Origin of the sequence: Leptospira gomenensis (genome assembly GCF_004770155.1) — a bacterium.
GTDB classification, from domain to species: domain Bacteria; phylum Spirochaetota; class Leptospiria; order Leptospirales; family Leptospiraceae; genus Leptospira; species Leptospira gomenensis.
This window is the reverse complement of the sequence record NZ_RQFA01000056.1, coordinates 1-24,196: the sequence shown is the minus strand read 5'-3', so window position 1 is coordinate 24,196 and position 24,196 is coordinate 1. Positions and strand designations below refer to the sequence as shown.

25 protein-coding genes and 1 pseudogene are annotated in these 24,196 nt (G+C 47.0%); 18 read left to right on the top strand and 8 right to left on the bottom strand.

Annotation, left to right across the window (positions count from 1 at the left end):
• Both msrB and EHQ17_RS12710 read left to right on the top strand, forming a co-directional pair.
• Positions 1-399 carry a peptide-methionine (R)-S-oxide reductase MsrB gene (msrB, locus tag EHQ17_RS12715; protein ID WP_210412862.1) on the top strand — a complete coding sequence of 133 codons (399 nt, stop codon included), beginning with the start codon at positions 1-3 and terminating at the stop codon, positions 397-399.
• Between the two features lie 179 nt (positions 400-578).
• Positions 579-1,541 carry an esterase/lipase family protein gene (locus tag EHQ17_RS12710; RefSeq protein WP_135595715.1) on the top strand — a complete coding sequence of 321 codons (963 nt, stop codon included), beginning with the start codon at positions 579-581 and terminating at the stop codon, positions 1,539-1,541.
• Here the strand turns inward: EHQ17_RS12710 and EHQ17_RS12705 are convergent.
• A complete protein-coding gene (locus EHQ17_RS12705; protein ID WP_135595714.1) occupies positions 1,538-1,804 on the bottom strand; it encodes an RNA recognition motif domain-containing protein in 267 nt (88 codons plus the stop codon). The two genes, EHQ17_RS12710 and EHQ17_RS12705, sit on opposite strands and share 4 nt — an antisense overlap.
• Positions 1,805-2,073: 269 nt before the next feature.
• Between EHQ17_RS12705 and EHQ17_RS12695 the strand changes: the two genes are divergently transcribed.
• Positions 2,074-2,619 carry a GNAT family N-acetyltransferase gene (locus EHQ17_RS12695; RefSeq protein WP_246057543.1) on the top strand — a complete coding sequence of 182 codons (546 nt, stop codon included), beginning with the start codon at positions 2,074-2,076 and terminating at the stop codon, positions 2,617-2,619.
• A 122-nt stretch (positions 2,620-2,741) separates the two neighbouring features.
• Positions 2,742-3,830 (top strand): fatty acid desaturase, encoded by a 1,089-nt coding sequence (locus EHQ17_RS12690; RefSeq protein WP_135595711.1) that lies wholly within the window; start codon positions 2,742-2,744, stop codon positions 3,828-3,830.
• Between the two features lie 109 nt (positions 3,831-3,939).
• On the opposite strand, the gene EHQ17_RS12685 is transcribed toward EHQ17_RS12690, so the two are convergent.
• Positions 3,940-4,389: a DUF1801 domain-containing protein gene (locus EHQ17_RS12685; RefSeq protein WP_135595710.1), complete on the bottom strand. Its 450-nt coding sequence runs from the start codon at positions 4,387-4,389 to the stop codon at positions 3,940-3,942.
• Between the two features lie 121 nt (positions 4,390-4,510).
• Between EHQ17_RS12685 and EHQ17_RS12680 the strand changes: the two genes are divergently transcribed.
• Positions 4,511-4,972 carry a GNAT family N-acetyltransferase gene (locus tag EHQ17_RS12680; protein ID WP_210412860.1) on the top strand — a complete coding sequence of 154 codons (462 nt, stop codon included), beginning with the start codon at positions 4,511-4,513 and terminating at the stop codon, positions 4,970-4,972.
• Between the two features lie 23 nt (positions 4,973-4,995).
• Here the strand turns inward: EHQ17_RS12680 and EHQ17_RS12675 are convergent, their stop codons facing one another.
• On the bottom strand, positions 4,996-5,589 hold the full coding sequence (locus EHQ17_RS12675) for a TetR/AcrR family transcriptional regulator (protein ID WP_135595709.1): 594 nt from the start codon (positions 5,587-5,589) through the stop codon (positions 4,996-4,998).
• 130 nt (positions 5,590-5,719) lie between these two features.
• Between EHQ17_RS12675 and EHQ17_RS12670 the strand changes: the two genes are divergently transcribed.
• Positions 5,720-6,169, top strand: coding sequence for an acyl-CoA thioesterase (locus EHQ17_RS12670; RefSeq protein ID WP_135595708.1), 450 nt, complete (start codon positions 5,720-5,722; stop codon positions 6,167-6,169).
• Between the two features lie 133 nt (positions 6,170-6,302).
• Here the strand turns inward: EHQ17_RS12670 and EHQ17_RS12665 are convergent, their stop codons facing one another.
• The gene (locus EHQ17_RS12665) at positions 6,303-6,938 is read right to left on the bottom strand and encodes a zinc finger Ran-binding domain-containing protein (RefSeq protein ID WP_135595707.1); all 636 of its coding nucleotides are present in this window, start codon (positions 6,936-6,938) and stop codon (positions 6,303-6,305) included.
• A 135-nt stretch (positions 6,939-7,073) separates the two neighbouring features.
• Between EHQ17_RS12665 and EHQ17_RS12660 the strand changes: the two genes are divergently transcribed.
• Together EHQ17_RS12660 and EHQ17_RS12655 are read left to right on the top strand one after the other, a co-directional pair.
• Positions 7,074-7,895: an LIC13305 family lipoprotein gene (locus tag EHQ17_RS12660; protein ID WP_135595706.1), complete on the top strand. Its 822-nt coding sequence runs from the start codon at positions 7,074-7,076 to the stop codon at positions 7,893-7,895.
• A 113-nt stretch (positions 7,896-8,008) separates the two neighbouring features.
• Positions 8,009-8,755, top strand: a complete 747-nt coding sequence (locus EHQ17_RS12655; RefSeq protein ID WP_135595705.1) for a hypothetical protein — start codon at positions 8,009-8,011, stop codon at positions 8,753-8,755.
• 127 nt (positions 8,756-8,882) lie between these two features.
• On the opposite strand, the gene EHQ17_RS12650 is transcribed toward EHQ17_RS12655, so the two are convergent.
• The gene (locus tag EHQ17_RS12650) at positions 8,883-9,773 is read right to left on the bottom strand and encodes a LysR family transcriptional regulator (RefSeq protein WP_135595704.1); all 891 of its coding nucleotides are present in this window, start codon (positions 9,771-9,773) and stop codon (positions 8,883-8,885) included.
• Between the two features lie 97 nt (positions 9,774-9,870).
• Here EHQ17_RS12650 and leuC point away from each other — a divergent pair, with 97 nt between their 5' ends.
• From leuC to EHQ17_RS12630, 4 genes are all read left to right on the top strand, one after another.
• The gene (gene leuC, locus EHQ17_RS12645) at positions 9,871-11,283 is read left to right on the top strand and encodes a 3-isopropylmalate dehydratase large subunit (protein ID WP_135595703.1); all 1,413 of its coding nucleotides are present in this window, start codon (positions 9,871-9,873) and stop codon (positions 11,281-11,283) included.
• Positions 11,280-11,885: a 3-isopropylmalate dehydratase small subunit gene (gene leuD / locus EHQ17_RS12640; protein ID WP_135595702.1), complete on the top strand. Its 606-nt coding sequence runs from the start codon at positions 11,280-11,282 to the stop codon at positions 11,883-11,885. Before leuC ends, leuD begins: the two co-directional genes overlap by 4 nt.
• 172 nt (positions 11,886-12,057) lie before the next feature.
• The gene (gene lpxD, locus EHQ17_RS12635; protein WP_135595701.1) at positions 12,058-13,071 is read left to right on the top strand and encodes a UDP-3-O-(3-hydroxymyristoyl)glucosamine N-acyltransferase; all 1,014 of its coding nucleotides are present in this window, start codon (positions 12,058-12,060) and stop codon (positions 13,069-13,071) included.
• 83 nt (positions 13,072-13,154) lie between these two features.
• Entirely contained in the window at positions 13,155-14,084 is a 930-nt protein-coding gene (locus tag EHQ17_RS12630) for a DMT family transporter (protein WP_135595700.1), read from the top strand.
• Positions 14,085-14,427: 343 nt separating this feature from the next.
• Here the strand turns inward: EHQ17_RS12630 and EHQ17_RS12625 are convergent, their stop codons facing one another.
• Complete coding sequence (locus EHQ17_RS12625; protein WP_135595699.1) at positions 14,428-14,649, bottom strand: hypothetical protein; 222 nt, start codon at positions 14,647-14,649, stop codon at positions 14,428-14,430.
• A gap of 239 nt (positions 14,650-14,888) precedes the next feature.
• Between EHQ17_RS12625 and EHQ17_RS12620 the strand changes: the two genes are divergently transcribed.
• Complete coding sequence (locus tag EHQ17_RS12620; RefSeq protein ID WP_135595698.1) at positions 14,889-15,497, top strand: hypothetical protein; 609 nt, start codon at positions 14,889-14,891, stop codon at positions 15,495-15,497.
• A 4-nt stretch (positions 15,498-15,501) separates the two neighbouring features.
• On the opposite strand, the gene EHQ17_RS12615 is transcribed toward EHQ17_RS12620, so the two are convergent.
• Both EHQ17_RS12615 and EHQ17_RS12610 read right to left on the bottom strand, forming a co-directional pair.
• Positions 15,502-16,065, bottom strand: coding sequence for a substrate binding domain-containing protein (locus EHQ17_RS12615; RefSeq protein ID WP_135595697.1), 564 nt, complete (start codon positions 16,063-16,065; stop codon positions 15,502-15,504).
• Positions 15,968-16,453: a LysR family transcriptional regulator gene (locus tag EHQ17_RS12610; RefSeq protein WP_135595696.1), complete on the bottom strand. Its 486-nt coding sequence runs from the start codon at positions 16,451-16,453 to the stop codon at positions 15,968-15,970. The genes EHQ17_RS12615 and EHQ17_RS12610 overlap by 98 nt, the downstream gene beginning before the upstream one ends.
• Before the next feature lie 26 nt (positions 16,454-16,479).
• Between EHQ17_RS12610 and EHQ17_RS12605 the strand changes: the two genes are divergently transcribed.
• The 5 genes and pseudogenes from EHQ17_RS12605 (at position 16,480) to EHQ17_RS12585 (ending at position 23,632) form a co-directional block, all read left to right on the top strand.
• Entirely contained in the window at positions 16,480-17,469 is a 990-nt protein-coding gene (locus EHQ17_RS12605) for an alcohol dehydrogenase catalytic domain-containing protein (RefSeq protein WP_135595695.1), read from the top strand.
• A gap of 104 nt (positions 17,470-17,573) precedes the next feature.
• Positions 17,574-18,125 carry a glutathione peroxidase gene (locus EHQ17_RS12600; protein ID WP_135595694.1) on the top strand — a complete coding sequence of 184 codons (552 nt, stop codon included), beginning with the start codon at positions 17,574-17,576 and terminating at the stop codon, positions 18,123-18,125.
• A gap of 11 nt (positions 18,126-18,136) precedes the next feature.
• Positions 18,137-19,120 (top strand): ChaN family lipoprotein, encoded by a 984-nt coding sequence (locus tag EHQ17_RS12595; RefSeq protein WP_167881102.1) that lies wholly within the window; start codon positions 18,137-18,139, stop codon positions 19,118-19,120.
• Between the two features lie 374 nt (positions 19,121-19,494).
• Positions 19,495-22,053 (top strand): annotated as a pseudogene (locus tag EHQ17_RS12590) (transglycosylase domain-containing protein); the annotation flags it as partial.
• Positions 22,043-23,632, top strand: coding sequence for a hypothetical protein (locus EHQ17_RS12585; protein ID WP_135595693.1), 1,590 nt, complete (start codon positions 22,043-22,045; stop codon positions 23,630-23,632). The pseudogene EHQ17_RS12590 and the gene EHQ17_RS12585, both read left to right, overlap by 11 nt.
• Positions 23,633-24,196 lie beyond the last annotated feature (564 nt).

Sequence of the window (24,196 nt, the reverse complement as noted above, 5' to 3'; positions counted from 1 at the left end):
ATGAAATACGAAGTCAACAAATCCGAAGAAGAATGGAAAAAGCAACTTACTCCGGAAGAGTTTCGGATTCTGAGAGAGAAAGGCACCGAACGCGCGTTTACCGGAGCGCTTTACGACAATCACGATAAAGGAACGTATGTTTGCGCCGCGTGCGGAGAACCGTTGTTCTCTTCCGAAACGAAATACGAATCTGGTTCCGGTTGGCCTTCCTTTTATCAACCGCTCAAAAAGGAATCGATCGATCGAGAAGAGGATCGCAGTTACGGAATGAATCGAACCGAAATTCTTTGCGCCAAATGCGGAGGTCATCTCGGTCACGTATTTACGGACGGACCGAAACCTACGGGACTTCGTTACTGCATCAATTCCGCTTCCTTAAAATTCAAGAAAGAAGATTGATCCGTTTCGATTCACCCGAAACGTTTTCGAAAACTTCCGGGTGAATTCCGTAGGATCGTCGATTGATCGTCGGTTCGGGATACGTGTTTCCCGGAAAAATTCTTCCGTTCTTTTTTTGATTTTCAGAAGTAGCAAAGGGGAAAATACTACCTAAATCCGGAATCCCCCGGGAGCAACTCATGAATGATCATCTCGCCTACGTATCCGAAAATCGTTCCGTACGAAATCCGCTCCTTCAATTCATCGCGGAAAAATGGTACACGATCGTTTATCTTTGGCATTCGGTTTTGGGAATTTTTACTCAATTAGAGGATTCTCCGGAAGGTGAAAAACGCCCGGTGGTTTTGGTCCCCGGATTTTTAGGCAGAACCCTTTCTTGGGAATCGATGCGCAAACATCTTTCCGCGAACGGACATCCCGTTTACGTCGTGCCTCTCGGATTTCAAGTGGGGAACATTCGGACCAAAAGTAAACTTCTGGAAAACTTCCTGATCGAAAAGGGAATTAAGGATTGTTACATCGTAGGTCATTCCATGGGAGGATTGATTTCCGCGGGACTTACTTACAAAGGAAGAGACCGAGTCAAAAAGTTATTCATTGCGGGAACTCCCGTACACGGAACCTATCTCGCCTATTTGGCTCCGTTTTTAATCAGCGCTTGGCAGATGAGACCGGGTTCCTCGTTTATCCGGGAGATCGTTCAGGTATTCGAAAAACTTCCGAACGTACAGTCCGTTTATACGAAAAAGGATCAGATCATCCTTCCGTCGGAACATTCACGATTGGGACATTTCGACGACGTGGAATTGCCCGAAGCGGGACATCTCAATTTGTTTATGGGACCTTTGGGGATCGAGTGTCTTGCCGATCTGATTACCGCGGAGGAGAATAAGGACCCGAAGCCGATCGTAAAAAAGGAAGACTCTGTGGTAAAAAAGGAACCGATCGTTTCGAAATCGAAGCCGTCGGCTTCTTCTCAAAAGAAGGGATCGAGCGGGGTTTCCAAAAGTAAATCCTCCGCTTCGATCAAAAACGTCTCTTCTCGGAAAACGGCAGCGTCTTCTTCGAAACGACAGGCTTCCGCAAGTCGATCCGCTCAGAAAAAATCCGCGCCGATTCCTAAAAAGAAAAAACGGTCTTAGAATCTTCCTTTCGCCGGTTTCGGCTTTGCTACGTTCACTTTCAGGTTACGTGTGAGAACGTTTTTTCCGTCCAGGTTCTGGATAGCTTTGTCCGCTTCTTCTTCGCTCGCCATTTCCACGAACGCGAATCCTTTGGATTTTCCGGAATACTGATCGGTGATGATCTTTACGGAATTTACGGCGCCATACGCTCCGAATAGTTCGCCTAACTTGCCTTCGGTGAGATCGTAAGAGAGGTTTCCTACATAAATATTGACTGACATACTTTGTCCTCGTGTCGTTTTTAATTAGATCGAGTTATCTTGATTTAAAAACAGCGTTCCCGCGTACGGGAGTAGAAAAATTTTAGAGATGCAGGACTGAAACAGAAGAGCAAACTTTAAGATAGGACTACGTTCGGAAGTTAAAAAATCGATGCAATAACTGGAATTCTTCGCCCAGTTTACGGTAAGAATCGACTTTGGCAATCTAAATTTCGAAATTTGTGGAGAAATCGTTTTCAAAAATGGAATTAAAAACGGAGCGTTTGCGGATGCGGCGGTGGAAGGAGGCGGATCGGATTCCGTTTTTCGAATTGTGTTCCGACCCGATCGTAATGAAGTTTTTTCCCTCTCTTCTTTCGCGCGCCGAATGTGATCGTCTCGTGCAAAGTTTTGAACTTCACTTTGAAACGAACGGATACGGACTTTGGGCGTTGGAGGAAAAAAATACGGGGGAATTTTTAGGATTCACCGGATTGAAAAACGTTCCGTTTGAGGCGGAGTTCACGCCGGCCGTGGAAGTCGCTTGGAGGTTGGCGGCTTCGTATTGGAGCCGAGGGTATGCGACCGAAGCGGCGTTCGCTTCTCTTGCGTTCGGGTTTTCCGACCTGAACTTATCCGAGATCGTTTCGTTTACGTCGGTCCTCAATCTGAATTCCGTAGCCGTAATGAAACGGATTGGAATGCGGGAATCGGGTTTTTTTGCCCATCCCAACTTGGAAGCGAATCATGTTCTTTCTCGGCACGTTTTGTATCGAATTTCCGTAGAAGAATTTCGCCGTACTCGGGTTGCGGGGAGTTCCTACAGTCGTTTCTAAAACAGGATTCGATAGAAAAACCGAATCCATTTTGAACGTTTCCTTTTTTTTGCTTGCAAAATGTTGGGCAATGGTGAACATTGTTCGTTATAAGGCGAACGCTGTTCGCTAAGGAAAAAATTATGGAAGTGAAAACGAATTTAAATTCTCCCAAAGAAACCCTGGGGGCCGTCCGGGAAACTCTTTCCAAAGGAACGTTTGAAAATCCGGCGCACAAAGGCATCGGTTATTTTTTTCGGGATCTGTGTTGTTTCGCACTCGCGATTTTTCTTCTTTGGAACGTGGATGTTTGGTATCTTCTTCCGTTCCTTTGGTTTTTTGCCGGAATTACGATCGCGGCGTTGTTCGTGATCGGACACGATTGCGCGCACGAAGCCCTGTTTCAAAACCGTCATCTGCGTTATTGGATCGGTCAGATCGCCATGTTGCCTTCCTTACACGCATACAATCAATGGGCCTACGGACACAATCGGATCCATCACGGTCATACGATCAAACGCGGAGGGGATTTCGTTTGGCATCCGACAACCGCGGAGGAATATTCTAAATTTGGAATATTCAAAAAATTAGCGCATAAATTTTTCTGGTCGGCTTGGGGCGGCGGTTTCTATTATATGATCGAAATCTGGCTGAAGGGGATGGTGGTTTTCACCGCCCCCATGAAAGAAGCGCGTCGAGACAAGTGGATCATGCTTTCTTTCGCTTTCGTTTCCTCCGGCGCGGTTTTTTATTTCGGAGGTTTTACGGACGGAGTTTGGAGTGCTGGAGCGGGGCTTTGGATGTTCGTCAAAGTTTGCCTGGTTCCTTTCGTCGCGTGGAATTATTTTATGGGGATCACGGTTTACGTGCACCATATTCATTCCGAAATCCCCTGGAAAACCAAGGACGAATGGACTCCGTATTACGGACAAATGCGCGGAACGATCAATTATCATATTCCCGCGGTGCTGAATTTCTTTTTTCATAATATTTTCATTCATATGCCGCATCACGTGCACATGAAAATCCCCTTCTACAATCTAAAACGTGCGTTAGGCGAAATTAAGGTCGTTTACGGAGACAACGTCCTGGAAAAAGAGACTATTTTCGGGGATTATTTTCGTTCGACTTCGCGTTGTAAGGTGATCGACTCCGAAACCGGCAAATGGATGACGTATAAGGAGGCGGAAAGTTCCGTTTCCGAAGAGGATATGGAAGTTTTACCCGTATAACGGACGTTTTGCGAGAAGGCGGATTCGCTTTCTCGGACATTCCACCTTTTAAGAGCGGATTACGCGGATGAATTGTTCCTTCGGTAGTCCGCGTTTTTGGAGGATCGTATCATCCTTTTTTCTTATCTCTGTGATACGTCAGAGCCATCGAAATGCAGACCTTTAATTCCTTTTCCGGTGCCGGACGATCGGTTTTGAGAAGGATACATCGATTCCCTTCGAATTCGAGTTTTCCGGAAAAAAGTTCGCGAAAGTTCGCTATCAAATCCGTTTGACAATGAAAAAAGATAGCGTATCGGTTTTCGTCGTTTTTTAAACGATCGATCCGGATCGTACTTCCGCTTTTCGTTTCCGGAGTGAGATAACTCGGTTGTCCCCATTTGATCGCTTCTTCCAAACTTCCCACTCCTTCGGTGGAATCTGCGGTTTCGAAAATGAGTTCCCGCAATCGCAAAAGTTTATCGCGGACCGCTTCCGGGTAGGCTCGAAAGATCTCTGCGACTTCCGCTTTTTGAAATCGTCTGTTCGTTTTATTGTGTTTGGAAGTTTTTGAATTCATAAGCAACCGATTCGGTTTAGAAAAAATATTTCCGGAAGCAGGAATGGCAACTACGATTTCGTTCCTAAATGAGTTGCCTTTTCTTTGTAAAATCGGATCTTGAATTCGGAGTTCGAATAAAATGGAAATGCTGATTCGGGAATGGAACGGTGAGCGCGAAGATTATCCTTGGGATTTGCTTCTGCTCGCGGACCCGTCCCGTACAATCGTGGAAGAATATTGCAAACGGGGAATTTGTAGAATCGGCGAATTTGAGGGAAGAACGATTGCGGTTTACGTTCTCATTCGCACTCGTCCCGAAACGCTCGAGCTGGTCAACGTTTCCGTTGCGGAGGAGTTTCAAGGAAAGGGAATAGGAAAACGCCTCGTATTGGATTCCGTCGAAAAGGCCAAAGAACTAGGCGCTAAAAGCGTGGAGTTGGGGACCGGAAATTCGAGCGTGAATCAATTGGCATTGTATCAGAAATGCGGATTTAGAATTACGGGAATCGACGCGGATTTTTTCACGAGGCATTACCCCGAGCCGATTTACGAAAACGGAATCCGTTGCACCGATATGATCCGGTTGCGTTTGGATCTATGAATTTTTTGGAATATTAAGAGAATTTAAATCGTTTCTTCCAAGCGGAGAAGTTCCGATTCAAGCCGATCGATGAATTTTTTGTTTCCGGTTACTCCGTAAAGCTGCATGGCTCCTTGGTATAAGAATAACATATTTTCCGAATATTCTAAAGCTCTTTTGGAATCCAAGATTTTCTTTTTTTTCCAAACCGGTCCGGTGAGATAACTTCCGAAACTGCGGTTCCAGCGATCCAGAGCCTCCAAAACCCGTTTCTTGAGTTCCGGTTCGTCATGGGTTTGATTGGAGAAGTTGGCGAGGGGGCATCCGTAAAGATAATCCGTTTTTAATCTTCGTTTTAGAAATCGCAACCAAGCCGGAATGAATTCGCCGTATTTTTCATATTTTTGCATCAGGGTTTCGGCGAGACCTACGATCTGTTCCTCCTGATATTCCAAATAACTGATTCCCAGATCCTTTTTCGAGGGGAAATAACGGTATAAACTTTTTTTAAAGGCTCCCGCTTCCGAGAGAATCTCGTTGATGCCCGTATTGGAATATCCCCGTTCGTAAAAAAGTTTTACGGTGGCCTTTAATATCCTTTCTCTTGCTGGATCCGATTTCGTTTGTATCCGGTTCATGGTTTCCGTTTTTTCGGGCGATTTTTTTTCCGCGAGTCCATTTTTGAATCTAAAAAAAGTAGACAGATTTGTCCACCCTTTTTAGGGTTTTAAATATAGGTAGACCGATTGTTCTACCGGAGGAGAAGGAATGGAAACTCTCGAAAAAAAATCCGATCCGAAAGAGGAATACAAATCGTTTACGCATACGGTCAAAGTTCGCTGGGTCGATCTGGACGAAAACGGGCACGTGAATAACGGAGTTTATCAAAGTTACTTCGACGAGGCGAGAAGGGCCGCGTTTGCGGAAACCGATCTGAGTCTCAACGATCTTCGCAGCAGAAATATCGGCCCCGTTATCTTAAAGGCCGAACTCGAATACAAGGCCGAGTTGAAATATCCGGAAACCGCGCGGCTTGTCACTAGATTCGAAGCGTATAAAGGGAGTCGTGTTTTGACCATCCAGGATCTTTACCGCGAATCGGACGGAGCCTTAGTGTGTTCCGCAAAATTTTACGCGTTGTTTATGGATCTGAAACGGATGCGTCCCTATAAGGTGAGCGAAGAAGAAGCGAACAAACTATCCTATAAACCGATGTGAAGGCACCGCACTTTGGAATTCCGTCTTTCCAACAGAAGGACGGAATTCTTTTTTTACGATTCGCTTCCGCGTCACTTCGGGATTTTGGTCCGAAGTCGAGATCACTAAATTTCGCATAACGCGTCCTCGGAAATCAACCCGAACGTTTCTTTTCTCGTTTGATCCGGAACTCCTGCACGTTCAACAAAATCGACGCGATCAATATATATTCTAAAAATCTAATTCCTAAAACATAAAGAAGAGGAATCCGTTCCGTTTCCGAGTTTTCCGCACTCACGCAGGAAAACGACTGCGTTCTATCGGTCCTTCCCGGCAGCGGGTGTGTTACATCCACGGATCTCGCCAAGGTGCGTCCTTCTGGACAAAAAAATCGAATCGGATAGTTGTATAGATAATTGCCGGGCTGATCGAGTGCGAGACCCATGATCGAAAAAAATACGATAAATACAGCCTTTGCGGGAGGTCCGAATCCGGAATTTACGGCCGATTTGGCCGCTATGAACCCGCCTAACAATAATAATACGCTTGCGAATCCTTCCCAATGCGAAATCGCTAGGATCAACACAATCGGAGTAAGAATTAAGGCGGCGATACCCGCGAGAACGATCAAAATCCAGCCAAAGGTGCCTAACTTCAATTTTTTCAGAAATTTCCCGCTTGAAACGGAGTCGATCGTTTGTGCGTTTTCTCCCCTTACGTTTCCGCATTGAACGCAATTCTGTAACTCGTCCTGGTTGTTATAGCCGCAGTGGTGGCAGATCCATTTCATGATTTTCCGGGAAACTTTATTTTTTGATTCGATAGTGATTCGCAAGTTTTTTTTTCAGTGTTTTTGCGGGTTTTTCCTATAAATCAAAATATAAAACGCAAAGAATGAGGACTCAATATCTTATATATTGTTAGAATGTTCTCTAGAACCGTACTATTAATCGGGAGCGTTTTTTTCTGGGTCGGGTGTGCTCAAAAAGAGGTCACCCCGGATCTTTCCTCTTTATTACTTTTATCTCCGGATCGTATCGAAGATTACGATCGGGACATTCAATTTATTTCGGATCGAATCGTTCCGGATAGTTACGGTCAAGTCACCTACGAACTCGCGTCCGAAGCGGAGATTTCCGTTTATCTCAACCTGTTGCAAGGCGAAATCGCGAAATATCCGAAAGGATATTGGATCAAGGCGAGAGCGGGTAAGGTCGTTTTAGGAAAAAACATGATGGTGGGTTCCCAGTATAGGGCCGCCGTTCCCGACGCGTATCAAGACGTTTTGTATCTTTCCGTAAACGGTCAAAGCGGAGGCGGTACGGAAGATTATTTGATTCACGTGATTCATCATGAATTGAATCATAACGTGGATTTTGCGCACTTCGGGGATATGCGCGCCGTTCTTCCTGAATGGGACGTTTTGAATCCGGCAGATTTCAAATACGGAAGCGGCGGGGTGCAGGCCTATAACGATCCGGAAATTCCTTGGAGCGCGCTCAATAATCCGCTTTCGGGTTTTTTGGATTTGTACGCCACCTTGGCTCAGGAAGAGGATCGATCCGAATTTGCGGCTTTACTTTTAGGTTCGGAAAAAGAAGTCGATATCCTTCATGACATCTGCTTGCAGGATCAGCGCGTCGCCGCCAAAAGTAAAAAGATGATCGAAATTATGAATCGGTTTTGGCCGTACGCGAATTCGGATACGTATTGGAACCGAATCAACGTGGGCACCGCCTGCCAATGAAACTTATTCGATTCGAATTTATGATCTTTCTCGAAAACGAACAAGAAACTGCATGAAGTTTTTTGCAAGTTAGGCGAAACCGATATTCTCCATGATTCGGTCGAAAAAGGAGAATGAAAAATTTCCTTTCGACGGTTTGTGTTTTAGTTCTAAATTTACATTGTGTTTCTCCCGATCCCGATCGACAGATTCTGGTGATCGATCAAGATTTCGTTTCACGGAATAGTTTGAACGTCATGGAAAACTATGATGTTTCGAACGAAGTCTTCGAAGGAAAAATTCGTCTGCTAAAATCGGATTCCGATTTCGTGGATTTATTGTTGTCGAACTACGTCGTGGATAACGATCAATCCGCCTTAATCCATCTCTCACAAAATTATGCCATTGCGTTGATTCAGATCGAGAATAAAACGGGCCGGGCTCAGATATTTGATACCCAACTCTTAAACGTTTTCTGGAACGGTAAAACGATATCACCGCTGAGCCCCGATCAATATCCCAAGAAAATATATTGTCTGAATTGGAAAGGGAATATAAAAAATTTCTATAACTTTATCGCGGTTTCTTTAGTGACCGCATATACGATCAATGCCATGTTCGCCTGCGCGGAAGGTAAGTGTAAAGAGCTGGATTATATCGATCGATGGTTAAAAGAAAACCATCCGGTATATAATAAAGAAAAATATTTTTTTTCCGATCCGATATTCAAAACTACTCTTGATTTTAATAAGAAATTAAACTTAAAATTCGTAGAAATGGAACCAGACGCCCGTATTCAGGGAATCGCTTTGTATCGGAATCCGGAAAGATATTCAGATTTTCGAAATTTGATTACGACCGGTAATTGTGTCGTCGATTGAATCGTTGCTCCGCTACGTCGCTTCGTTTCGGCGCGCAAACCGGATCGGGGGAAAGATCCGTCGTTTGAGCGTAACTCTCTTTTGTTCCGTTTCGTTCTTCCTAGTTACCTGCGGGTAATGGTTGCGATTATCCCGCTCGAAAAGAGGAACCTTTCGTGTAACGGATCAGTTCGTCCGTAAGTTTGGATAAGCCGGGCCGGATCGTTCTTTTGTGGCAGAGATAAAATTTCCTTTCTACGAATAGTTCGGAGATCGGGATCGTTCGCAGTTTCGTAGTTAGGCTGTATTCGGATAAAAATCCGATTCCGAGGCCGGCTTCGATACTTTTGATCACGGATTCCACGCTCCTCAGTTCCATTCCGATCTTGGGTCGAAATTCCTTTCCGTATGTGCGGATTTTCTTTTCGACCGCTTTGCGAATCGCGGATGCGGGATGAAAAAACACGAATGCTTCCTCTTTTAAGTCTCGGATCGATATCTTTTTTTTTCGAAAGATCGAGTGGTTTCGAGGAGCGACCGGAACGATTCTGTCCGATAAAAATTCCCTTGAAACGAGACCCGGTTCGTTCGCAGTGCCGGTCAGTATTCCGAGATCGACTTCGTTTAACAAAATCGATTCTTTTGTTTCGAGTGAGTCTCCTTCCCGTACGGATAAGATAAGATCGGGATGATCCTTCCTTATTTTCTTCAGGATTTCCGGTAGTATCCAAGCCGATACCGTTCCGCCGGCGGAGATGGAAAATTCTCCGGATAATTCCCGTCCGGAATCCTTGAGTCCGGTCTTTAATTCCTCCCAGAGTTCGCGTAATCTGACAGCGTATTGCGAAAGAACTTCACCTTCGTGCGTTAGGCGCACTTGTCTCGATCCTCGCTCGAATACCACCGCACCCAACTCCTTTTCCAAAAGGAAAATCTGCCTCGAGAGCGCGGGTTGTGTAAGTCCCAAGCGGACCGCGGCTTTCTGAAACGTTCCGGCGTCCCTGATCTCTAAAAAATATCGGATTTGTCTGAATTCCATTCTAATCCTACATATAACTTTTCGTTATAATATATATCAATCCTATTTATTTGCATTATGTGTTTGGATCTGTTACCTTTTTTACGGAGGGGAAAATATGGCGGGTAAAACCTTATTCGATAAAATTTGGGATTCCAGGATCGTCGCTAAAGACGGAGAAGAGGACATCCTCTACGTGGACAGACATCTGCTTCACGAGGTGACTTCTCCGCAAGCGTTCGCAGCCTTACGGGAAAAAGGCAGAAAGGTCCGCAGAAAAGAGAGGACCTTGGCTATCATGGATCATAACGTCTCTACGAGAAATCGAGATTGGGACGGAGCCGGGCCGATTTCCAAAAAACAGATGGAACTGCTCGTTCTTAATTGCAAAGAATTCGGACTCGAGTTGCTCGATATCAATCACCCCGATCAAGGAGTCGTTCACGTGGTCGGCCCGGAGATGGGACTTACGTTACCCGGAACCGTCATCGTATGCGGGGATTCGCATACTTCCACACACGGAGCGTTCGGAGCGTTCGCCTTGGGTATCGGCACGAGCGAGATCGAACACGTTCTCGCAACACAAACCGTTCGTCTCAAAAAACCTAAAAACTGTCTGATTCGGGTCGAGGGAAAACTTTCGAAAGACGTAAGCGCCAAGGATCTGGCCTTGTTTTTGATCGGTCGGATCGGAACCGAAGGAGGGCAAGGATACGTGGTGGAATATTCGGGTGACACGATTTCCGCCCTTTCCATGGAGGGAAGGATGACACTTTGTAATCTTTGTGTCGAAGCGGGGGCTCGCGCCGGTATGATCGCTGCGGACGATACTACGTTCGAATATCTGAAAGACAGGGACTTCTCCCCGAAAGGAGATGCGTTTAACATAAAAGTTGAATATTGGAAAACTCTAAAGTCGGATCGGGATGCGGTTTACGATAAGACGATCGTGGTGGACGCGTCTAACGTTTCTCCCATGGTAACTTGGGGAACTAATCCCGGTCAGGTGATTCCGGTTTCCTCCGTGATTCCGGATCCGGATTCGTTTTCCGATCCTGAAACGAGAGCCGCCGCGAGAAGGTCACTGGAATATATGGACTTAAAAGCGGGCGCTCCCATGAGTTCCGTCCGCGTCGATAAGGTTTTTATCGGCTCCTGCACGAACGCGAGAATAGAGGACATACGTAGAGCGGCAGAGATCGCAAGAGGTAGGAAGGTTTCGCCTAACGTGCACGCGATCGTGGTTCCGGGTTCGGGTCGGGTGAAACGGCAAGCGGAGTCGGAAGGTTTGGACCGTGTTCTTGCGGAAGCGGGTTTCGAATGGAGATTGCCGGGTTGTTCGATGTGTCTCGGAATGAACGACGATTATCTTTTACCGGGTGAACGTTGCGCCTCCACTTCCAACCGTAATTTCGAAGGAAGACAAGGTCGAGGGGGAAGGACTCATCTAGTGAGTCCCGAAGCGGCCGTAGTTGCGGCGGTTTTGGGTCGTTTCGGAACCGCGGACGAATTGAAGGAGGTGAACGTATGAATCGCTCCTGGACGACACACAAAGGTTTCGCCGCGCCTTTATTTCGAAAGGACATAGACACGGATCAGATTCTCCCCAAACAATTTATGAAGAAGGTGGAGCGCACCGGTTTCGGAATACATCTTTTCCACAACTGGAGATATTTGGACGAAGAAGGCAAAATCCCGAATCCGGATTTCATATTAAACCGACATAGATATTCACAGGCCAGCGTTCTGATTGCGGGAGAGAATTTCGGATGCGGTTCCAGCAGGGAACACGCGCCTTGGGCTCTGGCGGATTTCGGATTCCGAGTCGTTGTGGCTCCTTCGTTCGCGGATATTTTTTTCGGGAACTGCGCCAAAAACGGAATCGCACTCGTTCGATTGTCCCAGGAAGAAGTCGAAGAAATTCTCGCTTTCGTGGAGGGAAACGAAGGCTCGGTGATTTCGGTGGATTTGGATACGTTAGTCCTCATTGCAGGAGAAAAAAAATACGAATTCTTTTTGCCCGAATCCGCTTCGGGAAGAATTCGAAATGGATGGGACGACGTGGATTTGACTATGAAATACGATTCTAAAATTCAAGAATTTGAATCCGTTTTGGAAAACGACGTTCCTTGAATAACGAACACCGTCCGTTTTTGGAAACGTTTACAATTTATCAAGTTGTAATGTGATAAAAAAGAGCGGGCGGCGTTGCTTCGTAATTTATAAATCGAAATTCGACGTTCGGGATTTTGTAAAAAGGAAAAAACGAGTTGAGTCCTTTTTTTGGATTCGAAATATTTGAATCATGAAAGCAAGGGATTTAGCGCAAAGGCTCGGGTTAGAACTCAGGGGTGACGGGGATTTGGAAATCAACGCCGTCGGTGATATCGAAAATCATTCCGAAGTTTGCGCCGATCGGATTTATTATTTCGAAGCGAAAAAATATCTCACTTCCAACCCTAAGGCGAAGGAGGTTTTGCTCGCGCTCACCATTCCCGCGTTAGCCGGAGAATTCCCTTCCGCGTTGATCGTTACCGAGGATAAAGCCAGGCTGAAATTCATAGAACTTCTTTCGCTTTTCGAAAAAAAGCCGATGCTTTCCGTCTTTCTCTCCTCCAAAGCGAGCATTCATCCGAGCGCGAAAATAGGAAAGAACGTCACGATTATGGACTTCGTAACGATTTCGGAAAACGCGGAGATCGGAGACGGTTGTCAGATTTTTCCGAACGTGGTCGTCGAAAGCGGGGCGAAAATCGGAGAAGGAACTGTTTTAAAGTCGGGGGTTGTTATCGGTTACGATTGTATTTTAGGAAAATATAATATGATTCACGCGAACACCGTGATCGGAGCGGACGGTTTCGGTTTTTATGATAAAGGCGGAGTCCGTTATAAGGTGCCTCAGATAGGAATTTCAGTGATCGGAGATCACGTGGAAATGGGCGCTTGTTGCACCGTCGATCGAGCCACGATCGAAACGACCACAGTCGGAAATCATACTAAGTTCGACGACCACGTTCATATCGCACACAACTGTCGTGTCGGCAATTACGTTTACATCGCGGGCGGAACGGTTCTCGCCGGATCGGTCACTTTGGAAGACGGGGTGATTCTGGGAGGGCAAGCCGCCGTTGCGGAGGGAATCACGATGAAAAAAAATTCCATCCTGATGGGAATGTCCGGTCTTACGGAAGACAGCTCGGAGAAAGTGGCGTATTTCGGAATTCCCGCCAAACCGGCCTTGGAGATGCATAGGATTCATTCCTCGATGTCTAAACTTCCCGAACTCGTTCGGGAACACCGCAATCGCGCGAAACATTGATCGGCTTCGATTCTTGGATCGACAAGTAAGGATTGAATCTACTTTTCGATTTTCGAAATTGGTAAAAGAGGTTCTTTCCTTTTATGCCTTCGAACGCTAGCGCAAAATTTTATCTTCTTCTCGTGATCGCCATGGTTTCCTGGGGATTCGCTTGGCCTTCCGCCAAACTGATCGTAGGCGTTCAACATCCGAACGTCATCATCTTCTGGCGGTTTTTGGTGACCGCCGTTTCCCTGTTGCCCGTCGTTGTCTGGAGAAAGGAATCCTTCCGACTTCCGGGTAGGAAGGCGTTTTTCCAAGTTGCGTTAGGCGGAATTCTTTACACGGTCTACAATCAATTTTTTCTTTTGGGATTGAGCAGCGGTCTTGCGGGTGCGGGCGGAGTTCTCGTGACGACGATGAATCCGATTTTCACCTACGTAATCGTACATTCGTTTCAAAAAAAATTACCTTCGGCTCAAGCGGGAATCGGTTTAGTTTTCGGTTTGATCGGCGGTTGTGTGCTTCTGCGTTTGTGGGATTTGGATTGGAATTCGCTCTTCCAATCGGGAAATTTATTTTTTCTTCTTTGCGCCTTCAGTTGGGCGCTTTTGAGTATGAATAGTCACAGCGCCGGGCAATCCGTTTCTCCGATGGTCTATAGCTTTTACGTATTTTCCATAGGCACTCTGATCGATTTGGTCCTGGCGCTTCCTTTCGGCGTCGGGAATGCGATTTATGCCGGTTCGTTTTTTTGGATTCAGATCGTTTATCTCGCGGCGATTTCGACCACGTTCGGAACCACGGTTTATTTTTTCGCTTCTTCCAAACTCGGATCGAGGACCGCGAGTTCCTTTATCTTTCTCGTTCCGGTGACGGCGCTTTTGGGGAGTTGGTTTTTTTTGGGAGAGATTCCGAGTTTTACGACCACCATCGGAGGTTTTTTCGCCGTCCTCGCCGTTTTTTTATTAAACCGAAATCCGAATACGGGTTCCTCCCTGGAAAATTCCGGGACGGCGCAAAAAACGGAATAGTCGTTTCCGCTTTTCCACGGAACGCGGCTCGTTAAATTCGTAAAATTTAGAATATTCTAAATTTATAATAGTTTAATATTTTTTGGAGCAACGGCCTGTTCGGATTTTAGAGAAAGAATTTCCGTTATTATAAACGGAGAACCCCGTATTCGGTTACGACCTTCGCATTCCGCCCGGTTGGAATCGGAACTTCGTCTCCATATAAGGTTCTTCCGTTTTCGAATACGGTCGTAGTTACGAAAATTCGGCTCTTTTAGTTCCGTCGTCGTAGGGAGAGGAAATTCCGATATAAATTTCCTTAAAAAAGGAAAACGGGACCAATGAACGGATGTGGGCCCGAGTTTTATCCCCAGCGGCTTTTGTAGTAATGTTTTCCGGACGGCGCGATCTGAAATCCTTCCGGGTGTTCGACGACGAGGCTGGATTCCTTCAAATCCTCCAGATGCGGTCTGAGTTGATACGCGGATTTGGCCGTATTGATTTCCAAATCCTCCATCGTCAGAATTCTACCGGATTGGGAAGCGAGATAAATGTCCTGAAAAATTTGCGTAGAAAGTGGGTTCATTGCGGTTCTTTCGTTTTGGGGCGGAATTCCTACGTGTCAAAGAGATATTTTTTTTCGTTGAAAAACGGCGATTTTCGGAATCGGGCCAAAGCGCTATCTTCCTTGTTTTAGGTCGATAACGGCTCCGTGTTTCGAATCCGATTTCCTTCGGGAACGTTTTTGTTTTTTCCGGAATTTCGTCCCATCTATGGAGAAAAAGAATGGAAAAGGAAACTTCTCTAGAAGATAATCGGGCATCTATGCGCAAAAAGAATCAACTGCCCGATTCCAAAAGTCCCACCGAGTTGGTGGAATTCCTTTCCAAAGAAATGGAAAACCCCGCCTTCGACGAATGGTTGGGCGAACTTTCGGAGAAAGCGATTTCCAACGATAAGTTCGTGTGGAGTTTTTTGTATCAGGTGATGCGCGACGCGGATTCGGGAAGATTGTCTTGGGGATATCACAAAAGACTTCTTTCCGGTGCGGTCCAGATTCTTTCCCGAGTCGGCGACAGCCGTTCCTATCGAGCCATCATCAATTACGTAAAATCATTGGACCGTCAGATTCCGATCGGCGCTTTGGAATTGATCACGGATCTTTTGCCTTCGTTTGCGGAAGTGGATCCGGACGAAATTCTAAAAATCGCCGCGACTCCTGATCCTCTCAAATCCGCGTTCGGGGTTTTGGCGCTCTTTCAACTGATCGTTCAGGAAAAACTTCCCGCAGACCGCGTGGAAGAAACCAAAACTTTTTTGAAGAGTTATAAAAACTACGCGTATTATCTCGATTCCGTCGTGGAAACCGCCTTGGATCATCTAGAATCGGACGATTCCGACATTCTTACCTTTTTTGACGGGATCGCAGTTTAGAATTTTATAATATTCTTGATTTCAGAAATTCCACGAATCTGACTACGCGGCGCGGGGGATTCTCCCGCGAGGGGAAGAGCGCGCATATTGCCGTTTCCGAATTCAACGATAGGTCGGGAAATACCCTTTTTAGTTTTCCTGATTCCAAAAGTTTTTCCACGTCCCAAACGGAACGAAAAAGAATCCCCGGGCTTCCCTGCGCGATCGTTTCGCAAAGGAAGGAGCCGTCGTTGGATCGAACGGCGCGATCCGCGGAAAGTTCGGCGAGTTTTTTTTTAATTCCGGGCACGCGCACGTTGGCCTGTTCGTCCACGAAAAGGACAGGATGATTCCTTAATTCGGAGATATGGGCCGGTGTTCCGACCTTTTCAAGATACGAAGGCGACGCCACTGCGACGATCGGATTGGGCAGCAGGACCTCGCAACGCTGTCCCCGGATGGGTTTCATGATTCTGATTCCCAAATCGAACTTATTTTCTATGAGGTTGAATTTTTCGTTTCCGAATACGATCTCCAATTGGATTTCCGGGTGCCGTATCCGAAATTCCGCGGCTATCGAGGGAAACAATCTCGTCGCAAAACGGAGCGGGCGCGGTGATTCGGATTTTCCCCTTCAGTTCCTTTTCTTCTCCCGCTTCCTTTTCGGCCTGTTTGAGTTCCGTTAAAATCCGCTCGGCTCTGATCCGAAACCGATCGCCCGCGTCCGTCAAACGGATCGTCCTCGTCGTACGTTCGAATAAGGTGACTTTGAGCGCTCGTTCCAATCTCGAAATACGTTTGCTGATCGAGGGAATCGATATTCCGATTTTGCGCGCGGCTTTCGCGAAATTCCCCTCCGTACATACCGCTTCGAAGACTTCCAAATCGACGATACTTTCCAGGTTCATTCTTTCCATTTCGGAAAGAATCTCTTTCGAATTCAAGATATTGTGGAAATTATATTTCCGGGTTATCATGGCCTTCGTAATCAGGAGTTTTTTTCATGAAAGCAATCGTCATCAATCGTTTCGGTGGGACCGACGTTTTCGAAACGGCGGAGATCGCCAAACCGATTCTCGTTCCGGGACACGTTTTGATCCGAGTTAAAGCGACGAGCGTAAATCCGGTGGACACGAAAATACGCAAGTTCGGTCCTCCGATTGCGCCGAAATTCCCCGCGGTTTTACACGGAGACGTCGCTGGAATCGTGGAGGAGGTCGCTTCCGACGTACGGGATTGGAAATCGGGCGACGAAGTGTTCGGATGTGTGGGCGGTGTCATCGGAACCGGAGGTGCTCTCGCGGAATGGATTCTCGCCGACGCGAGGCTGTTGGCTCCGAAGCCTAAAAATCTGAGTTTTGTAGAAGCCGCCGCTCTTCCTCTCGTTTCGATCACCGCTTGGGAAGGTCTTTTCGATAAGGGAAAAATTCAGGCCGGAAATAAGATATTGATTACCGGAGGTGCCGGTGGAGTGGGTCATGTCGCCGTTCAGCTGGCTCGTTGGGCCGGTGCGCGGGTCTTAGCCACGGCGAGCGGTTTGGAAAAACAAACCTTGGCGTCGAGTTTGGGTGCGGAAGTCGTCAGCGGAAGGTCGATCGAGGAAATTCGTGCCGCGTCGGCTAAGGCGTTCGGAAACGGGGAATTGGATTTCGCCTTGGATACGGGCGGAGGCAGCGGCTTTGAAACTGCGATCGCTTCGGTAAAACGAAACGGTAAGGCTGTGACGATAGACGGTTCCGGTTCGTTTCAGCTCGGGGCGGCGCATTCCAAAAGCCTGGATCTCGCGATCGTTTTTATGCTCCTTCCGCTTTTGTACGACGAAGGCAGGGAGCAACACGGTAAAATCCTCCGAGAAATTTCCCGCTTGGCGGAGACCGGTGTTTTGCGGCCGGTTTTAGATCCGGAAATTTTTTCCTGGAATCGGATCGGCGATGCGCATCAAAAATTGGAGGATAAGAAAACGATCGGTAAAATCGCGATTCGTATCGATTGAGATATCTGTTCGGGCTTACGACCGAAAGAAGGTTCCCCCTCCGCGAAAAACGATTGAAGCCGCGAACGTACGGATTTAGACTTCTTTTCGGAAGGTATAAATCCATGTTTCATTCCAAGTTATTACTCGTTTCCGCTTTGCTCGGAAGTTTTCTTCCGTTTGCGTCCGTTCTCGCCAAAGAAGGTTTTTACGATTTTAAGGTAAAGGACATCAAAGGGAAGGAGGTTTCCCTTTCCAAATACAAGGGAAAGGTGGTAATGGTGGTTAACGTTGCATCTAAATGCGGTTATACGTATCAATACGATCATCTCGAAAAGGTTTTTCAAAAATATAAGGAAAAAGGTTTCGTCGTGGTCGGTTTTCCGGCCAATAATTTTTTGAGCCAGGAACCGGGTTCGGATCAGGAGATCGAAACGTTTTGTCGGATTCAAAAGGGAGCCACCTTCGACATGATGTCCAAGATTTCGGTGAAGGGTAAGGACCAACATCCTTTGTATACTTATCTTACGCAGAATTCTCCGAATCCGGGGGACGTGAAATGGAATTTCGAAAAAATTCTCATCTCTAAAACGGGGAATATCGAAGCGAGATTTTCCTCCTCCGTGGAGCCGGATGAAACCGAAGTTACCCAGAAGATCGAAGCGCTTTTAAAATAAGGAAATCGTTTTTGAGAGTTTCGAGCTTATTCGCGTTTTGTCTGTACGCGGTGTTCGTTTGTACGGAGGATTCGTTTTCTTCCGATCGAAGTACTGTTTTTTCCGTATCTGCGGCTACGGAAGAACGCCCGACTTCCGAGGCGGCTTCCGATCCTTCCGCAGCCGTTTCGAACGATGATTCGAATTCGGAAACGCCGGCCTCGATCCAAACCGGTCAAAATTTCGCCGAGGTTTCTTCGAAGACGATTTTTGATTTATTTGATAATTATGATATTCTAATATTAGGAGAGGAACACGACGACGTAAAAGGGCATCGTATCCGTTTGGATTGGTTTAAAAAAATCTCCTCGAAAATTCCGGTCGTTCTTTCGCTCGAGATGCTCGAAAAGGACCAGCAAAAAACCATAGACGAATATCTAAGCGGTCAAATCGGCGAAAGGGCGTTTCTCAATTCCTTGAAACTTTGGCCGAACCATCTTAGGGATTATCAGCCGTTTTTGCAATTTGCCAAAGAGAATCGAATTCCAGTGTCTGCGTCCAACGTTCCGCGCAAATACGTGAATCTCGTTTCCACTTCCGGGCTCGAGGAATTGTTTAAGATTCGTTCCGTGTTTCTTCCTCCGAAGTATTTGATTCGAAAATTCTCCCAACCAGATTACGAATCGAAAATTCGGAACACGTTACGGGAACATCCCGGTGCGGTTCAAGACGAGGGTTTGGTCAGACGTTTCGTGGACGCGCAATATCTTTGGGACGCCGGGATGACCGATTCGATCGCGAACGCTTTTTTGACCAGAGGCAGGAAGGTGATTCATATCAACGGTAGGTTTCACAGCGACCAAGGTTTCGGGGTGACGTTTCGTCTTCGGGAATTGGGCTTTCGCGTTTTGACGGTTTCGATGTTTCCGCAAAGGTCGGAAGAGCGGATTCCGCCGGAGGTATTTCTCGGGAGCGATTTCACGGTAATCACGGAAAGGATAGAAAAAGGGAATTAAGTGCTTGTCCGGATCCGTCGATTCCTCCGACAATTAAGAGGATGATGGAGACAGGGATTCAAACTCTTAGAAGTCCTCGATTTCTTTGCCCTGAATGCGGGACCACTTCCCGTTTGCCGGAGGGAGTTCCCACGGGTTCGGTCTTTCGGCTGACGTGTTATCAGTGCGGTCATAAATCTCTCGTGAGAATGGAGAGCGCCTCTCTCCCTTCCCGGGAAGTTTCGAATTCTCCTCAGACGGGCTCTTCCACCCCGAATGCAACTCGATCTCAGTCCGCTGCGTTTCCCTCTTCCCAAGCGATGGGAGATCCTACGGCGAATCCTAAGATCCAGGAAGTTCCCGTTCGAACTTCGTCGGCCAAAATTCCGGAGCCTTTTTCTAAAAACGTAGGAACTCCTCGCGAGTCGTATTCCGGAGAGGAATCAAGGTCGCAGAAACCGAGCGGACCGAGTCTTTGGGAGCTTTTGCACGAGCGATGGTCGAGGTTCCGACTCGCCGCAGAAGGAAATTTGCGGGAACTCTTGCATAAATTCCCGGAAACACGAAAGCGGCCCGAGCCCGATCCGTTGTTTCCGGATAAACCGCTTTTGAAACGAGAGTCGATCTCCTACGAAAAAAAGCCGTTCTTTTCGATCCGACGTACTTCCGACATAACCGAAGAAAATTTTCACGACGGAATTCCGAAAGTAAAAACGCTCGCGGAGCGATTGCGGGCGCGTGTTTCTTCCCCCAAAATCCGACTTCCGAACGCGATTCTTTTATCCGCAGGAGTAGTAGTTTCCCTTCTTTTGATCGGTTTGATTCTCTTTTGGGTGGGTGTGATCACGCGCGAAGCCGAGTTGAAAGAGATGATCTCGTTATTCTACAATCATCAACCTTCCGTAATATACGATCGGGACGGTAAGAAGGTTTCCGAAATTTTCGCAAAAAAAACGAGTAATTTGGAATGGGACGCATATCCGGAAAACTTGAAGAAGATCGTTCTTCTTGTGGAGGATCGGAAATTTTTTTCGCACGGTGGAATCAACTATTTCTCCATTTTGCGGGCGATCTTCGTAAACATTACCAGTTTTCGTTTTAAACAAGGCGCTTCCACGATCACACAACAGCTTGCGAGAATCCTTTTGGACGACCGTGAAAAAAGTATCGTCCGCAAAATCAAGGAGGCGCAACTGGCTTTCGCGTTGGAGTATACGTATGAGAAAAAGCAAATATTCTTATATTATTTAAATAACGTATACTTGGGTCACGGAGCGTTCGGATTTGCAAGCGCCGCGGAATTCTATTTCAAAAAAACGCCAGGAGAACTGACTACGGAGGAAATGATCGTTCTCGCTTCCCTCGCATCGGCTCCGAACCGATTTTCTCCCTTGAAAAATCCGGATTTATCAAGACAACGGGTGAACGCGATCGTTCATTCCTTTCGGGAAGACTCCATTCTTAGGGAGAATCCGAAATCCAAGTTGGACGAACTGTATCTTGCGTTTCATATGCGTTCTCCCGGAGAAACCGTATTCGGAAACAGAAGGGATCATTCCCCGTACGTCACCGAACACGTCCGTAAATTCCTGAATTCGCTTTATCCGGATTCCAATATATACGAGACCGGAGGATTTTCGATTTATACCACGATCTCCGAACCGGTTCAGGCGGAACTTCAGAAAATCGTAAAGTCCTACGTGGATAACGTACAAAAGAACGGTCTTGTGCGGAAGACCAAACTTACGGACAATAAGAACTCCAGCGAAACCGCCGTATTCCGAAGATACGTTCAGGACATTTCCCCCGCTTTGGAACTTTTTATCGATACGGATTCCTTTACCGGCGCCGGAGAAGCCGGGCTTCAAGCCGCGTTAGTCGCCGTTGATCCCGCCACGGGCGAAATTCTTTTGATGCACGGAGGTTCGGAGTTTAAAGCCGATAATCAGCTGGATAGAACCACCGGGATGAAACGTCAGACGGGCTCTTCCATCAAACCGATCCTTTACTCGGCGGCGATCGAAACCGGACTGATCACCGCGTCTTCGAGAATTTTAGACGCTCCATTGATCTACAGGAATACTACGGGCAACTGGGCCCCGGAAAACATAGGGAACCAATACGACGGAGACATCAGCGTTCGCGTCGCTCTCGCCAAATCCAAAAACACCGCGGCCGTTCAGATCGCGGAGAAGTTGGGAATTTCAAGAATTCAAGAATTTTTTTCCAAATACTTTTTCCCCGATTCCAAAGTGCTTCAATCCAGGTTCAGAGGGGATCTTTCTCTCGCTCTCGGTTCTTTGGAAATTTCTCCTTTGGAAATGGCGGTCGCGTATTCAGCGTTTGCGAACGACGGTACGATTCGTCGTCCGTATCTGATTCAGAAGATCATCGATCGAAGCGGAAAAGTGATCTATGAAAACAAACAAACCGACGAGTTCGGACTTAAGGTTCCTCAGGAACGGAAAGTTTTGTCGTCCCAGGTTACGGAGATCATGATCGACCTTCTACACGGAAGCGCCAATTCGGCGGGAGTCAGAAACACCGGATACAAGGGAGAAGTTGCGGGTAAAACCGGTACAACGAACGACAACAGGGACAACTGGTTCGTCGGTGTTCGGCCGGGATTGTCCATGGCGGTTTGGCTGGGATACGACGATCCGAGTTTCGGTTTAGGTTCTTCCGCGTTAGGCGGAACCGTCGCCGCTCCGCTTTGGGGATCGATCGCGAAACTTTTCGCATCGGTGGAGGATTCGGAAGATGTAAAACGGAGATATCCTTTTTCCGAGCGAGCCGTCACCGCGTCCGTATGCGAGGAATCCGGTAAAACTCCGGGACCTTCGTGTAAACACGTCAGAAAAGAACTTTTCAAAAGCGGAACTGTTCCTGCCGAAATTTGTCCTCTCAATCACGGGTCCGACGCGAAACGGGAAGTTTTGAGAAATGTATTCTAAGGTAATTTATTTTATTACGATATTCTTATTCTTTTCTTTGGGACTTCATTCGGTTTCGTACGAGGAAGCCTACTCGATGGAAAAAGAGGATCCAATTTTTTCGATCCCGTTATACGAGGAGCTTCTTAAGACGTCGCAAAAGGCCGACGTTCGTAAAACGGCCGCTTCTCGTTTGTTTTTCTTATATGAGAAATATCGCAAGTATATTCCTGCGATTTTGATCATGAGTCGTTCCGGAAAAATCACCGATAAAAAAGGACGTTATCCCGCGATCGTTTCCGAATTGGCGGGAGGTTTGGGAGTAGGGCCTTCGGCTCTCGTATCGGTGATTTCTGGATGTGGTAGAACGATTCCCGATCCGGATCAGTTTTTGCGGGAGAGCCTATCCGCAGTCGCGGTTCCATCTTCCGATTCTGCGAACGCTGATATCACGGACGTCTCGGATAATTCCAGCAAAAAAGAACCCGAATCGGATATTCCTTATCTATTTCGAATCCTGTCCAAAAAGGAAAACGCCCCTCTATATAAGGCGTGTTATGCGGTAAAAATCAAAACGGGAGATTACGACGGTTGGGAAAAAATCCACGCCTTCGGAGAAGCCAATAAAATACTGAGTCCGGAAACGTCGCTCGCTTTGCGTATCAGTTTTACGCTTCATTCGGGAAGGGGAAGCGCTTACAAACGGATTTATTCCGGAGGTAAGTTAAAATCGTTAAGCGAAGAAGGGAAATCCGATCTTCTTTATCTTTACGGAAAGTTTCTGAGAAATCTGGGAAAATTTGATTCGGCTGCGCGTTATTTTTGGATGAGCGGTTCCTACTTTTCGCAGGAACGCGCGAAAGTCGAAACCGCCAAAACTCTTCTTGTCAGCGGAAGAAAACAGGAAGCCTGCTCCCATCTTTCCAAGGGTTTTTCTGCGGGTGACGAATCGGAAGAACTTTTACAACGAATTTGTTTTAAGAATTTCGAAAACGAACGTCCTAGTTCCGATCTTTTGAAAGCGGTGCGGATCTTGAATTCCGATTCCTCCGATCCGGTTTACGAATACGTCCTCGGTAAGGGCTCGGCCGCCAAAACGGAAGAATCCGATCAGGAGGATTCCGCGGATTCGGATTCACGTTATGCGAAATTGATCGATGAATCCTTGTTCGCCGGAGAAAAAAATCCGACTCCGTTTTGGGATCTGCGTAAGAAGGAGGGGAAGGGAACGTTCTTCTTCGGTTCGGCTCCCGCGTTTTTGTGCAAACAAAGCCGTTCCGTCCTTTTCAAACGGGGGCTGATTCAACCTCAAAATTGCGTTCCGTTTCCCGGTTTTTCCTCCGAGTCGATACTCGAAACCTCCTTGTTCGGAACCGATCAGGACGAATTGATATTCATTTTTTCTAATGCATCTTACAATCAAGTTTCGACTAGGATCGTTTGGGAACAGGATGGAAAACAGGAAACGTTTCAACTTTCCTCGCTGGTGTTCCGCAAGTCCTTGCATCGTTTTTTTGCGGAAGGAACTTCGCAGGACGGCAAATATAGATTCTATTCGATCGATTTGAAATCGTTCTCCGCGGAAATTCCGGAACCTTAGAGAAAACGCTTTCGCTCTTCGGCTTCGAATCCTTCCGGGATTCTTTTGATCGTTTAAAATTAAATTGAGAAAGAAGAGAAATGAAATTGGGCAGGGAAGGATTCGCCGTTTCGCAATCTCGCGTCCTGCTCGATTTGGCTCCACGGCGTCCGCCTCGCGCACTTCGCCATCCATGGCTCGTGTCGCGTTTTTCGTTTCTTATGGAAACTCAAAACGCTTTCGCTCTTCGGCTTCGAATCCTTCCGGGATTTGCCGGTCGTAGTTTGGTTGAAATGACGTTGAAAAGAAATGAAATTGGGCAGGGAAGGATTCGCCGTTTCGCAATCTCGCGTCCTGCTCGATTTGGCTCCACGGCGTCCGCCTCGCGCACTTCGCCATCCATGGCTCGTGTCGCGTTTTTCGTTTCTTACGGAAACTCAAAACGCTTTCGCTCTTCGGCTTCGAATCCTTCCGGGATTTGCCGGTTGTAGTTTGGTTGAAATGACGTTGAAGAGAAATGAAATTGGGCAGGGAAGGATTCGCCGTTTCGCAATCTCGCGTCCTGCTCGATTTGGCTCCACGGCG

Bases quoted from the DNA above. Each gene is read 5' to 3' on its own strand.
- EHQ17_RS12690 (WP_135595711.1), top strand. From the start codon at position 2,742: ATGGAAGTGAAAACGAATTTAAATTCTCCCAAAGAAACCCTGGGGGCC.
- EHQ17_RS12675 (WP_135595709.1), bottom strand. From the start codon at position 5,589: ATGAACCGGATACAAACGAAATCGGATCCAGCAAGAGAAAGGATATTA.
- EHQ17_RS12705 (WP_135595714.1), bottom strand. From the start codon at position 1,804: ATGTCAGTCAATATTTATGTAGGAAACCTCTCTTACGATCTCACCGAA.
- EHQ17_RS12685 (WP_135595710.1), bottom strand. From the start codon at position 4,389: ATGAATTCAAAAACTTCCAAACACAATAAAACGAACAGACGATTTCAA.
- EHQ17_RS12625 (WP_135595699.1), bottom strand. From the start codon at position 14,649: ATGAACCCACTTTCTACGCAAATTTTTCAGGACATTTATCTCGCTTCC.
- EHQ17_RS12610 (WP_135595696.1), bottom strand. From the start codon at position 16,453: ATGATAACCCGGAAATATAATTTCCACAATATCTTGAATTCGAAAGAG.
- EHQ17_RS12585 (WP_135595693.1), top strand. From the start codon at position 22,043: ATGTATTCTAAGGTAATTTATTTTATTACGATATTCTTATTCTTTTCT.
- lpxD (WP_135595701.1), top strand. From the start codon at position 12,058: ATGAAAGCAAGGGATTTAGCGCAAAGGCTCGGGTTAGAACTCAGGGGT.
- EHQ17_RS12680 (WP_210412860.1), top strand. From the start codon at position 4,511: ATGGAAATGCTGATTCGGGAATGGAACGGTGAGCGCGAAGATTATCCT.
- EHQ17_RS12655 (WP_135595705.1), top strand. From the start codon at position 8,009: ATGAAAAATTTCCTTTCGACGGTTTGTGTTTTAGTTCTAAATTTACAT.
- EHQ17_RS12695 (WP_246057543.1), top strand. From the start codon at position 2,074: ATGCGGCGGTGGAAGGAGGCGGATCGGATTCCGTTTTTCGAATTGTGT.
- EHQ17_RS12600 (WP_135595694.1), top strand. From the start codon at position 17,574: ATGTTTCATTCCAAGTTATTACTCGTTTCCGCTTTGCTCGGAAGTTTT.
- EHQ17_RS12710 (WP_135595715.1), top strand. From the start codon at position 579: ATGAATGATCATCTCGCCTACGTATCCGAAAATCGTTCCGTACGAAAT.
- leuD (WP_135595702.1), top strand. From the start codon at position 11,280: ATGAATCGCTCCTGGACGACACACAAAGGTTTCGCCGCGCCTTTATTT.
- EHQ17_RS12670 (WP_135595708.1), top strand. From the start codon at position 5,720: ATGGAAACTCTCGAAAAAAAATCCGATCCGAAAGAGGAATACAAATCG.
- EHQ17_RS12660 (WP_135595706.1), top strand. From the start codon at position 7,074: ATGTTCTCTAGAACCGTACTATTAATCGGGAGCGTTTTTTTCTGGGTC.
- EHQ17_RS12665 (WP_135595707.1), bottom strand. From the start codon at position 6,938: ATGAAATGGATCTGCCACCACTGCGGCTATAACAACCAGGACGAGTTA.
- leuC (WP_135595703.1), top strand. From the start codon at position 9,871: ATGGCGGGTAAAACCTTATTCGATAAAATTTGGGATTCCAGGATCGTC.
- EHQ17_RS12605 (WP_135595695.1), top strand. From the start codon at position 16,480: ATGAAAGCAATCGTCATCAATCGTTTCGGTGGGACCGACGTTTTCGAA.
- EHQ17_RS12650 (WP_135595704.1), bottom strand. From the start codon at position 9,773: ATGGAATTCAGACAAATCCGATATTTTTTAGAGATCAGGGACGCCGGA.
- msrB (WP_210412862.1), top strand. From the start codon at position 1: ATGAAATACGAAGTCAACAAATCCGAAGAAGAATGGAAAAAGCAACTT.
- EHQ17_RS12620 (WP_135595698.1), top strand. From the start codon at position 14,889: ATGCGCAAAAAGAATCAACTGCCCGATTCCAAAAGTCCCACCGAGTTG.
- EHQ17_RS12630 (WP_135595700.1), top strand. From the start codon at position 13,155: ATGCCTTCGAACGCTAGCGCAAAATTTTATCTTCTTCTCGTGATCGCC.